1 protein-coding gene is annotated in these 1,124 nt (G+C 62.8%); it reads left to right on the forward strand.

All coding sequences use genetic code 11. The features are described 5' to 3' along the window. Nucleotides 1–60: 60 nt before the first annotated feature. Nucleotides 61–1,124 (forward strand): IS3 family transposase gene (locus tag HNR55_RS16690; RefSeq protein WP_166117250.1). Its coding sequence is split into 2 segments (ribosomal slippage), with 1,065 coding nucleotides annotated over them: nt 61–313 and nt 313–1,124; the frame shifts between segments, so codons are not numbered across the junction. This gene is flagged as partial in the annotation.

Below are 1,124 nucleotides of genomic sequence, written 5' to 3' on the forward strand. Positions count from 1 at the left end.
TGACCTTGCCCCCTGAAATGCCCTCGACTTGAAGTAAGGTCTGTCTACTGGAGACAGACGATGAAGAAAGTACGATTTACGCAGGACCAGATTATCGGGCTCCTGAAAGAGCATCAGGCGGGCGCGACGGCGGCGGATCTGTGCCGCAAGCACGGGATCAGCGATGCGACGTTCTACACCTGGCGGTCGAAATATGGTGGGATGGATGTGTCGGAAGCGCGGCGGCTCAAGGCTCTGGAAGACGAGAACGCGAAGCTGAAGCGGCTCCTGGCCGAGAGCGTGATGGACGTCTCGACACTGAAAGAGCTCCTGGCAAAAAACTCGTGACGCCCGGTTTGCGGCGCGATGCCGTGACCTGGGCGATCCGGGAGAAAGACTATTCGCAACGCCGTGCGTGCCGGTTGGTCGGCATCGATCCGAAGACGTGGCGCTATGCGTCGTGCCGTCCGGACGACAATGCGGCGCGCGCGCGTCTGCGGGAACTGGCGGGAGAGCGGCACCGGTTCGGGTATCGGCGGCTGCACATCCTGCTCGACCGCGAAGGGATCGCCATGAACCACAAGAAGCTGTTTCGGCTGTATTGCGAGGAGGGTCTGTCGGTCCGCAAGCGGGGCGGTCGGAAACGGGCGCTGGGCACGCGCGCGCCAATGGTGCTGCCCGACGGGTCGAACCAGCGCTGGAGCCTGGATTTCGTCTCGGACGCACTGAACAACGGACGGCGGTTCCGGGTGCTGACGGTGGTGGACGACTACACGCGCGAATGCCTGGCGCTGGTCGCCGACACATCGCTGTCGGGCGAACGGCTTGGCCGCGAACTGGACCGGATCGCAGAAATGCGCGGCTTCCCCTTGATGATTGTCAGTGACAACGGCACCGAGATGACCTCGAACGCGATCCTGGCCTGGCAGCAGAAGCGGTCGGTGCTGTGGCACTATATCGCGCCGGGAAAGCCGCAGCAGAACGGGTTCATCGAGAGCTTCAACGGCCGGTTCCGCGACGAATGCCTCAATGAGCATCTGTTCCGTAACATCGCCCACGCTCGGACGGTCATCGACGCCTGGCGGGTCGACTATAACGCCGTCAGGCCACACACCAGCCTCAATGGCATGACGCCAGAGGCTTTC

The sequence above is a fragment of the Acetobacter lovaniensis genome (assembly GCF_014207635.1).
GTDB lineage: Bacteria > Pseudomonadota > Alphaproteobacteria > Acetobacterales > Acetobacteraceae > Acetobacter > Acetobacter lovaniensis.